The 10,719-nt window shown below is 55.7% G+C and carries 9 protein-coding genes; 3 read left to right on the top strand and 6 right to left on the bottom strand.

Annotated elements, in window-relative coordinates:
• Positions 1-92: 92 nt before the first annotated feature.
• From hemG to pepQ, 4 genes are read right to left on the bottom strand one after another with little or no spacing between them, the layout of a single operon-like run.
• Positions 93-629, bottom strand: coding sequence for a menaquinone-dependent protoporphyrinogen IX dehydrogenase (hemG, locus tag ACSZO1_RS20135; protein ID WP_437615831.1), 537 nt, complete (start codon positions 627-629; stop codon positions 93-95).
• A gap of 17 nt (positions 630-646) precedes the next feature.
• Complete coding sequence (trkH, locus tag ACSZO1_RS20130) at positions 647-2,098, bottom strand: Trk system potassium transporter TrkH (RefSeq protein WP_437615829.1); 1,452 nt, start codon at positions 2,096-2,098, stop codon at positions 647-649.
• Positions 2,099-2,134: 36 nt separating this feature from the next.
• Positions 2,135-2,749 (bottom strand): IMPACT family protein, encoded by a 615-nt coding sequence (locus tag ACSZO1_RS20125; RefSeq protein ID WP_437615827.1) that lies wholly within the window; start codon positions 2,747-2,749, stop codon positions 2,135-2,137.
• A complete protein-coding gene (pepQ, locus tag ACSZO1_RS20120) occupies positions 2,749-4,080 on the bottom strand; it encodes a Xaa-Pro dipeptidase (RefSeq protein WP_437615825.1) in 1,332 nt (443 codons plus the stop codon). Before pepQ ends, ACSZO1_RS20125 begins: the two co-directional genes overlap by 1 nt.
• Positions 4,081-4,268: 188 nt before the next feature.
• On the opposite strand from pepQ, the gene fadB reads away from it, so the two are divergent.
• Positions 4,269-6,455, top strand: coding sequence for a fatty acid oxidation complex subunit alpha FadB (gene fadB, locus ACSZO1_RS20115; RefSeq protein WP_437615823.1), 2,187 nt, complete (start codon positions 4,269-4,271; stop codon positions 6,453-6,455).
• A 9-nt stretch (positions 6,456-6,464) separates the two neighbouring features.
• Entirely contained in the window at positions 6,465-7,628 is a 1,164-nt protein-coding gene (fadA, locus tag ACSZO1_RS20110) for an acetyl-CoA C-acyltransferase FadA (protein ID WP_437615821.1), read from the top strand.
• Positions 7,629-7,711: 83 nt separating this feature from the next.
• Here fadA and fre read toward each other — a convergent pair whose 3' ends face one another.
• Entirely contained in the window at positions 7,712-8,413 is a 702-nt protein-coding gene (fre, locus tag ACSZO1_RS20105; RefSeq protein WP_437615819.1) for an NAD(P)H-flavin reductase, read from the bottom strand.
• Between the two features lie 46 nt (positions 8,414-8,459).
• The gene (gene ubiD, locus ACSZO1_RS20100) at positions 8,460-9,944 is read right to left on the bottom strand and encodes a 4-hydroxy-3-polyprenylbenzoate decarboxylase (RefSeq protein ID WP_437615817.1); all 1,485 of its coding nucleotides are present in this window, start codon (positions 9,942-9,944) and stop codon (positions 8,460-8,462) included.
• A 132-nt stretch (positions 9,945-10,076) separates the two neighbouring features.
• Between ubiD and rfaH the strand changes: the two genes are divergently transcribed.
• On the top strand, positions 10,077-10,565 hold the full coding sequence (gene rfaH, locus ACSZO1_RS20095; RefSeq protein ID WP_437615815.1) for a transcription/translation regulatory transformer protein RfaH: 489 nt from the start codon (positions 10,077-10,079) through the stop codon (positions 10,563-10,565).
• The last annotated feature ends 154 nt before the right edge of the window (positions 10,566-10,719 follow it).

Raw genomic sequence — 10,719 nt, 5'->3', positions numbered from 1 at the left:
TGGAGGCGCATTATAGGGAGTTCCTGACGCCTGACAAGTGTTTATTGCAAAAAAATAACTGACAGATGTATTTTTCGGCAAAGCGCGTTTTTTTACTGCGATTTGGCTGGCAAATGCGCAAATTCCAGCGCAAAACGCCCCACCTGCGGCCAGTCGGTATAGACAACTTCTTTCGAAGTATCCGTTTCACCGCCGGTCATGCGCATAATCAGCTGGATCATCATACGGTCGAACCAGCGATATTGCTGATAACGCAACGCACCGGCAAACACAGCACAGCAATCCGGTTGCCACGGCGACTGCAACAGGAACTTACGCGTATAAGCATTGGTCTGCGGAGTACGCTTCTCCGCTTTACGCGCCGTCAGGTTAACGCAGAAGAATCCGCTGACGCGCTGTTGCAGTTGCTGTGCATGGCGCTTCACAAATTTCGCTACCGCAGGATGGAAATGGCCATAATGAATCGAGGCACCAATCAGGACACGATCGTACTGCGTCCAGTCGATCGTGTCGGCATGCAGAATATTCAGCACATCGCACTCCTTCTCTTCTTTAATGCTGTTAGCAATATAAGAAGCGATTTCGCGCGTCTGACCTTCACGACTGGAAAAAAGAATTAGCGCTTTCATAGAGAGATACTCGTGGTTTATTCACGCCAGAAGGTTGGCGTAAACAACACCAACAGCGTAAACACTTCAAGACGGCCAAACAGCATCGTGAGGATCAGAATCCACTTCGCGACATCGTTCATTGAAGTGAAGTTATCCGCCACCACGCCAAGGCCCGGCCCCAGGTTATTGAGCGTCGCCGCTACCGCGGCAAACGCGGAAAAGTCATCCACGCCAGTGGCGATAATCGCCAGCATGCTGAGGATAAACACCAGCGCATAAGCGGAGAAGAATCCCCATACCGCTTCAAGAATACGTTCCGGCAGTGCGCGATTACCCAGCTTAATGGTGTACACCGCGTTTGGATGCACCAGTCTTTTCAGTTCGCGCGAGCCCTGCTTAAACAGCAGCAGAATGCGAATCACCTTCAGGCCACCGCCGGTCGAACCGGCGCAACCGCCGATAAATGCCGAACATAACAGCAATACCGGCAGGAACAGCGGCCAGCGCGCGATGCTGTCAGTCGTGAATCCGGCAGTGGTCGCCATTGAGACTACCTGGAAAAATGCCTGGTTCAGCGTCTGCATGCCAGTGGCATAGACATCGTGGAACCACAACACCAGGGTGCAAATCACCACCAGCGTCAGCTGCACGCCAATAAACATGCGGAATTCCGGATCGCGCCAGTAGACGCGCAGATTGCGTCCACTCAGTAATGAAAAGTGCAGACCATAGTTACAGCCAGAGATCAGCAGGAAGATGGCAATAATGGTGTTAATCGTCGGGCTGTTAAAGTAACCGATACTGGCGTCATGGGTAGAGAAGCCGCCGATGGCGATGGTAGAAAAACTGTGGCCAATGGCATCAAACAGCGACATACCCGCAAACCACAGCGCCAGTGCGCAGGCCACCGTCAGCAGCACGTAGATCAGCCACAGTGTTTTGGCCGTCTCGGCAATACGCGGTCGCATCTTGTTATCTTTCAGCGGCCCGGGCATTTCGGCACGATACAGCTGCATTCCCCCTACGCCGAGGATTGGCAGAATCGCCACCGCCAGCACAATGATCCCCATACCACCGAACCACTGCAGCATCTGACGGTAGAACAAAATCGCCTTGGGCAACGAGTCCAGCCCCACCAGCGTGGTGGCGCCAGTGGTGGTTAAACCGGAAAAGGATTCGAAAAAAGCGTCGGTCACGCTCAGATGCGGTTGTTCGGAGAAGATAAATGGCATCGCCCCCACACTGCCCAGCACTGTCCAGAACAGCACGACGATCAAAAAGCCTTCGCGCGGTTTTAGCTCGCTCTTCTGTCTGCGGTTTGGCCACCACAGCAGTGCGCCGATAATCAGCGCCATAAAGAATGTCTGGCTGAACGCACGTCCCGCGCCATCACGATAAATTAGCGCCACAAGGCCGGGTAAGATCATCGTTCCGGAAAACAGAATGACCAGCAGACCGACAATGCGGGTAATGGCACGAATATGCATCCAGCCGTTTCCTTAAACTGTTTACAGAAAGAGTGATTATTCTGCCGGAGTGAGCTGTAACGCGCCCCGGCTAAAGTCTGACAGATTTTGTGCAAAGCCTTCCACGCCACGGTGAGGCAGCGCCAGCCGGATTGATACGGCATCGAGAAACTCGCTCTCCACCAGCCGGCCATCAAAGCGTTTAATCATCCGTTCGATATCCGCCAGTTGAGCGTAATCGCAGCGCAGCAGAAAATCACGCATCGGGATTTTCTGCACGCGCGCCAGCTGCTTTAATCCCAGCTGCACCCCGCCGCCATAGGCTTTTACCAGGCCACCCGTGCCAAGCTGGATACCGCCATAGTAACGCACCACCACCGCGGTGATTTCGCCGATATTATTGCCCATCAGCTGCGCCAGCATCGGTTTCCCCGCCGTGCCGGAAGGTTCACCATCATCAGAAAAACCCAGCTGTTGCGAGTCATCCGGCGCGCCTGCCACCCATGCCCAGCAGTGATGGCGGGCAGTGGGGTGATCGTGCTTCACCTGCTGCACAAAGGCGCGCGCCGCTTCCACCCCGTCGGTATGCGCCAGCAGAGTAATAAAGCGACTTTTTTTGATCGTCTCCTCACTGACACTCAGGGCGTCAGCGGGAATGTCATACGCATTCATCAGGCGAGATTCAGGTCACGCGTCATGTTTTCCACCCGATTGTCGTAAATCACCACATTGTCTTCAATGCGGATGCCGCCATACGGCTTCAGGGAATCGATCAGCGACCAGTTGAAGTGCTGACTGAATTGACCTTCACGCCATGGCGCGAGCAGGGACTCAATAAAGTAAAGTCCTGGTTCGATGGTCAGCACCATACGCGGTTCCAGTATCCGGGTGCAGCGCAGATACGGATACTGCGCTGGCGCCGCCAGATGCGTGCCACGATCATCCTGCATAAAGCCTGCCACATCATGCACCTGCAAGCCCAGCGGATGCCCCAGCCCGTGCGGCAGGAATGGCCCGGTCAGATTTTCGCTGACCAGTGCCTCTTCGCTTAAGCCACTCACCAGCTGATGCTTCAGCAGCAGCTTCGCGATACGGTGATGCATCTGCTGATGATATTCGGTATAGCGTACACCCGCTTTCAGGGTATCAATCAGCGCCAGCTCTTCGCTGTTCAGATCCTGTACCAGCTGCGCATACAGGTTATCGCTCTGCGCGGCATAGGTACGGGTTAAATCGGCTGCATAACCGTTATATTCCGCACCCGCATCAATCAGGAAACTGAGCCGTTGTTCCGGTGCCTGCTGCTGCAGCTGGGTATAGTGCAGGACCGCCGCATGCTCGTTCAGCGCAATGATATTGCCATACGGCACATCGTTATCGCTGTGGCCGGTGGCGGTGAGATAGGCGAGATTAATATCGAACTCGCTCATCCCGGAAAGAAAGGCTTCCTTCGCCGCACGATGCCCCAGCACTGCCACCTTCTGCGCTTCACGCATACAGGCCAGCTCGTAGTCAGTTTTATAGGCGCGGTGATAATGCAGATAATCGAGTACACCCTGCGGATTGATATTGCCAGCGCTGATGGCTAACTGCGCGGCACGCTGCGGCACCGGGCCGATGTAAGCGACATTCTCGCGTTTGGCCGGTAACAGCTGCGCGATGTCATCAGCGTTTTTCAGCTGAATAATCTCGATCTCTTCCGTCCAGAAACTGGATGGCAGTGGTTCAACGTTGTGCCAGTAATCCACCGGCGAATAGAACCACAGCTTCGGCTTACTGACACCATCCACCCACAGCCAGCAGTTCGGCACCTGCGTGACCGGCACCCAGGCTTTAAATTGTGGATTGACCTTAAAAGGATAGGTGTGGTCATCGAGGAATACCGTCAGCAGTTCCCCGGAATGAATCAGCATGGCGTCGAGTTGAAAACGCGCCAGCACCTGCTGCGCGCGTTGCTGCAGTTCGGCAATATGATCTTTATACAGCGTAACCAGTGAGTCCATTAGCCTCTCTCCGCGATATCCAAAATTGTTCGCATCTTAGCACAGCCAGTGACGGGATGCCGTTTTGCTGCAGCTGTGATCTTGTTAGCAAATAAGCAAACATCCGTTTGCAATTAATTAACATCAAAACCACACTCTCGATCATCTGGTATGACCAGATCCCTTAATCGCTGCTTCAGGAGACGGACATGCTCTACCAAGGCGAGACCCTTTCACTTGACTGGCTGGACGATGGTATCGCCAGACTGGTCTTCGATGCGCCCGGTTCGGTCAATAAACTGGATACCCAAACCGTCGCCAGCCTCGGCGAAGCGATTGCTGTGCTGGAGCAACAGCCACAGCTGAAAGGGCTGTTGCTCAGTTCGGCCAAACCGGCGTTTATCGTCGGCGCGGATATTACTGAATTTCTGTCGCTGTTCGCTGCCCCGGCGCAGCAGCTGGAACAGTGGCTCAGCTTTGCCAACAGCATTTTTAACCGTCTGGAAGATCTGCCCGTGCCGACAATTTCCGCCATCAGCGGTTATGCGCTGGGCGGCGGCTGCGAATGTGTGCTGGCCACTGACCTGCGTATCGCCACACCAGATACCCGCATCGGTCTGCCGGAAACCAGACTGGGGATTATGCCAGGTTTCGGCGGCTCCGTGCGTCTGCCACGTCTGCTGGGCGCAGACAGTGCATTAGAAATTATCGCGGCGGGCAAGGATGTCGATGCCAGCCAGGCGCTGGCGCTGGGCCTGGTAGATGCGGTGGTGGCCGCAGAAAAACTGCAGGATGGCGCGATCGCCATGCTGAAAGAGGCAATCGCCAACCCCGACAGCTGGCGCGCACGCCGTCAGCCAAAACTGATGCCGCTGAAACTGAGCGCCATCGAAGCCGCGATGAGTTTCACCACTGCCAAAGCGATGGTGCTACAAACCGCAGGCAAACACTACCCGGCACCGATCACCGCGGTAAAAACTATTGAAGCCGCCGCCAGCCTCGGCCGTGACGACGCACTGAAGCTGGAAACTCAGGCGTTTGTGCCGTTAGCGCGTTCCAGCGAAGCCAGAGCCCTGGTCGGCATCTTCCTCAATGACCAGTATGTCAAAGGCAAAGCGAAGAAACTCGCCCGTGATGTGGCAACGCCACAGCAGGCTGCCGTGCTGGGTGCGGGCATTATGGGCGGCGGTATTGCGTATCAGTCGGCATGGAAAGGCGTGCCGGTGATCATGAAAGATATCAACCCGCAATCGCTGGCACTGGGTATCAATGAGGCCGCGAAGCTGCTGAATAAACAACTGGAACGCGGCCGGATCGATGGCATGAAACTGGCCAGCGTCATCGCCACCATTCAGCCAACGCTCGACTACAGCAGCTTCGAGCGTACCGATATCGTGGTGGAAGCGGTGGTGGAAAATCCGCAGGTCAAAGCAAAAGTGCTGGCGGAAACCGAAAGCAAAGTGCGCCCGGAGACGATTCTCGCGTCCAATACCTCCACCATCCCCATCAGCCAGCTGGCGCAGGCGCTGCAACGGCCGGAAAATTTCTGCGGTATGCACTTCTTTAATCCGGTGCCACGCATGGCACTGGTGGAAGTGATTCGTGGTAAACAGACGGCCGATGCCACTGTGGCGCAGGTGGTGGCCTGGGCGAGCAAAATGGGCAAAACACCGATTGTCGTCAACGACTGCCCGGGCTTCTTCGTCAACCGCGTACTGTTCCCCTACTTCGCGGCGTTCAGCTTATTGCTGCGTGATGGCGCAGATTTCCGCCAGATCGATAAGGTGATGGAGAAGAAATTTGGCTGGCCGATGGGCCCGGCGTGGCTGCTGGATGTGGTCGGTATCGATACCGCGCACCATGCGCAAAGCGTCATGGCTGATGGTTTCCCGAGCCGCATGAAAAAAGCGTATCGCGATGCGATTGATGTGCTGTTCGATGCCAGACGCTACGGTCAGAAAAATCAGCAGGGTTTCTACCGCTGGGAAAACGACAATAAAGGCAAAGCGAAAAAAGTGGCCGACCCGGCCGTTGATGAACTGCTGCAGAGCGTCTGCCAACCACAACGCGTCTTCACGGATGAGGAGATCGTCGCACGCATGATGATCCCGATGATCAATGAAGTGGTGCGTTGTCTCGATGAGCACATCATCGCCAGCCCGGCAGAGGCCGATATGGCACTGGTTTATGGCCTCGGCTTCCCGCCGTTCCACGGTGGTGTGTTCCGCTATCTCGATACTCTCGGCAACGCGGCATTCCTGCAACAGGCGCAGGCATTTACCGGACTGGGTGCGCTCTATTCGCCCCCTGCCTGCGTAGCGGAAAAAGCGCAACGCAATGAAAGCTGGTATCCGCCAGCCGCCGCGCTGACGGCTGATTCACTGAAAACGGCGTGAGGAAAAATTATGCAAAACGTAGTGATTGTTGATGCCATCCGCACGCCAATGGGCCGTTCGAAAGGCGGCGCGTTCCGTCATGTACGTGCGGAAGATCTTTCCGCACATCTGATGCGCAGTTTATTAAGCCGTAACCCGGCGCTGGAAGCGGCCACTCTCGATGATATTTACTGGGGATGTGTGCAACAGACGCTGGAGCAGGGATTCAACATTGCGCGCAACGCCGCGCTGCTGGCCGAAATCCCGCAGCGCGTGCCCGCCACCACGGTTAACCGTCTGTGTGGTTCCTCCATGCAGGCGCTGCACGATGCGGCGCGCGCGATTATGGTCGGCGATGCGCAAGCCTGCCTGATTGGCGGCGTCGAACATATGGGACATGTCCCGATGAACCACGGCGTGGACTTTCATCCGGGCCTGAGCCGCACCGTCGCCAAAGCGGCGGGCATGATGGGCCTGACCGCAGAAATGCTGGCGCGGGTACACCATATCAGCCGGGAAATGCAGGATGAATTCGCCGCCCGTTCCCATCAGCGTGCCTGGGCGGCGACTCAGGCGGGCCATTTTAACGCAGAGATTGTCGCCACTTCTGGTCATGATGCCGATGGCGTACTGAAACGCTATGACGCAGATGAGGTGATTCGTCCGGAAACCACTGCCGCCAGCCTGGCGACGCTGAAACCGGCGTTTGACCCGGTCAACGGCACCGTGACCGCGGGCAGTTCCTCGGCGCTGTCCGATGGCGCAGCGGCGATACTGATCATGAGCGAAACTCGCGCTACCGAACTGGGGTTAACGGCGCGGGCACGCATCAAATCGATGGCCGTCGTCGGTTGTGACCCGTCGGTGATGGGCTACGGCCCGGTGCCTGCATCGAAACTGGCGTTAAAACGTGCCGGCCTGAGCATCGCCGATATCGACCTGTTTGAATTTAACGAAGCCTTTGCCGCACAAGCCTTGCCGTGCCTGAAAGATCTGCAGCTGCTGGATAGTCTGGATGAGAAGGTCAATCTGAACGGCGGCGCGATTGCACTCGGCCACCCGTTAGGCTGCTCCGGTGCACGCATCAGCACCACGTTGCTGAATCTGATGGAACGGCGTGATGCACAGTTTGGCCTCGCCACCATGTGTATCGGTATTGGCCAGGGCATCGCCACTGTGTTCGAACGTGTTTAATACGTGAAAACTTCAGACATTTGTCTGTTCCCGCCTGTCAGGGACGGGATTTTTTTTGGCCGGTCAAACCCGGCCAATCACTGTCAGATGAAGGCGAAAGCATCGCCATACATCTGTGCTTCCACCGCGCCACGTTCCGCACAGAAGCGCTCACGGGCAATCTTCGCCATCTCAAAACGTCCGGCAATATAGATATCATGCCCGCCCAGATCGCCGTAATCCTGCATCACTGCCGTTAATACCGTGCCACTGCGCCCCTGCCAGCCCTGTTCAGGTTGTTCCACCACCGGGATCACCTTCAGATTCGGGTGCTTCACCGCCAGCGCGTTCAGCTCATCGAGATCGTACAGATGTTTCAGTTCGCGGCCGCCCCAGTAGATAGCGATATCACGGTTCGGCTGCTGCGCCAGCGCCGTCAGCAGGATAGAGCGCGCATAGGAGAAACCGGTGCCGCCTGCGATCAGGATCAGCGGACGGTCGCCCTCCTCACGCAGCCATGCATCACCGTGAGGAATATCCACCGTGATTTCGCGCTGTTGCTGAATACGTTCCATTACTGCCATCGCATACGGGTTCAGTTCAGACGCACCGATATGCAATTCGATAATCTCTTTTTCCATTGGCGTTGATGCCAGTGAGAATGGACGCTTGTCGCGATCATCCATCACTACCATCAGATATTGACCCGCGCGAAAGCTGAATTCAGCCTCCGGCACCAGTCGCACGCGGTACACAGTATCGGTAATGGCCTCAACTGAGGTCACTTTACAGCTTAATCTTGTCATGCGTTCCCTCTGTCGGGTCGTCATTATTACAGGTTACTGCCGCCCATTAACGCTGCGGCGGCTGTTCAAAAATAGCCAACTCATCCCAGATAGCATCAATACGCGCGGTTACTGCGGCATCTTTTACGATCGGCCGCCCCCATTCGCGCTGCGTTTCCCCTGGCCATTTATTGGTGGCGTCCAGACCCATTTTGGAACCCAGCCCGGATACTGGCGAGGCAAAGTCGAGGTAATCAATCGGTGTATTCTCGACCAACACCGTGTCGCGCGCCGGGTCCATTCGCGTGGTGATCGCCCAGATCACATCATTCCAGTCACGCGCATTGACATCGTCATCACAGACAATAACAAATTTAGTGTACATAAACTGCCGCAGGAACGACCAGACGCCCATCATGACGCGCTTGGCGTGCCCGGCATACTGTTTTTTCATCGTCACCACCGCCAGGCGGTACGAACACCCTTCCGGTGGCAGATAGAAATCGACAATTTCCGGGAACTGCTTTTGCAGGATCGGCACGAACACTTCATTCAGCGCCACACCCAGCACCGCCGGTTCATCCGGTGGACGACCCGTATAGGTTGAATGATAGATGGCATCACGACGTTGCGTTATGTGCGTTACGGTAAACACCGGGAAGTTATCCACTTCATTGTAGTAACCGGTATGGTCGCCATACGGCCCTTCAGGCGCCATCTCACCCGCTTCAATATAACCTTCCAGCACGATTTCCGCACTGGCAGGAATTTCCAGGTCGTTGGACACGCACTTTACCACTTCGGTCTTGTTACCCCGTAGCAGACCGGCAAAGGCGTATTCGGAAAGGGTATCCGGCACCGGGGTCACCGCGCCAAGGATAGTAGCAGGATCGGCACCAAGTGCTACCGATACCGGGAAACGTTCGCCCGGGTTGGTCTGACGCCACTCCTGGAAATCGAGCGCACCACCACGATGGGAGAGCCAGCGCATAATCAGCTTGTTTTTGCCGATTACCTGCTGGCGGTAGATACCGAGGTTCTGCCGCTCTTTGTGCGGTCCGCGTGTCACGGTTAATCCCCAGGTGATCAGCGGTGCAGCATCTTCCGGCCAGCACTTCATCACCGGGATACGCGTTAAATCAACCTCATCCCCTTCAAGAATCACTTCCTGGCAGGGCGCATTACGCAGCCGTTTGGTGGACATATTCAGCACTTGTTTGAACTGCGGCATTTTGTCGAACAGATCGCGGAATCCCTTCGGCGGCTCAGGTTCTTTCAAAAATGCCAGCAGCTTACCGACTTCGCGCAGCGCGCTGACATCTTCCTGTCCCATGCCCATCGCCACACGCTGCGGCGTGCCGAACAGGTTGCACAGCACCGGCATATCATAGCCTTTCGGGTTTTCGAACAGCAGTGCCGGACCGCCAGCACGCAGGGTGCGATCGGCGATTTCAGTCATTTCCAGCACCGGGTCGATCTCATGCGTGATGCGTTTGAGTTCCCCGCGTTGTTCAAGCAGGGAGAGGAAGTCGCGTAAGTCTTGGTATTTCATGCCATTCCATCAATACGGCCAGTGAATCATGCATTATAAAGCCGATTTAGCCGCCCTGCTTGCTTTTGTTGTTGCTACAACTCCGAGCGCAGTTTTGCTATTCTGAGCCCCCGGTAACTGGAAAGTGACACTATGGAATCCTGGTATTTACTGTACTGTAAACGTGGTCAACTGCTGCGCGCCAAAGAGCATCTGGAGCGTCAGTCAGTGCATTGCCTAAGCCCGATGATCGCGATTGAGAAGATTGTGCGCGGTAAGCGCACGACGGTCAGTGAGCCACTGTTCCCCAATTATCTGTTTATTGAATTCGATCCCGAGACCATCCACACCACCACCATCAGTTCGACACGTGGGGTCAGCCATTTTGTTCGTTTCGGGCCGCTGCCCGCTACCGTGCCGCAGGATGTGATTAGCGTCTTGCAGACTGAAACGCCGCAGCAGATGGTCGATCCCGAGACGCCGCAGCCGGGTGACGAGGTGGTGATTACCGAGGGGACGTTCGAAGGGTTGAAAGCGATCTTTACTGAGCCGGATGGCGAGGCGCGATCCATGCTGTTACTGAATTTGCTGAACAAGCAGATTGTGCGCAGTGTGGATAATAAGCAGTTTCAGAAGTTGTAGATTTCCAACACCGGCACGACTGGCTAATCCTGTTGTGACAGTATCTGGTCAAGAAACTGTCGCAGCAGCCGTTCCTCGGTCGTGACGCAGATTTAGTGGTAGTGGTTGATTGTCAGATACCAGCCGATGATCTTGTCGTGCATCTCTTCAGACT

This window comes from Erwinia sp. V71 (assembly GCF_965644245.1).
Taxonomy (GTDB): domain Bacteria; phylum Pseudomonadota; class Gammaproteobacteria; order Enterobacterales; family Enterobacteriaceae; genus Erwinia.
This window is presented reverse-complemented; position numbering and strand designations above follow the sequence as displayed.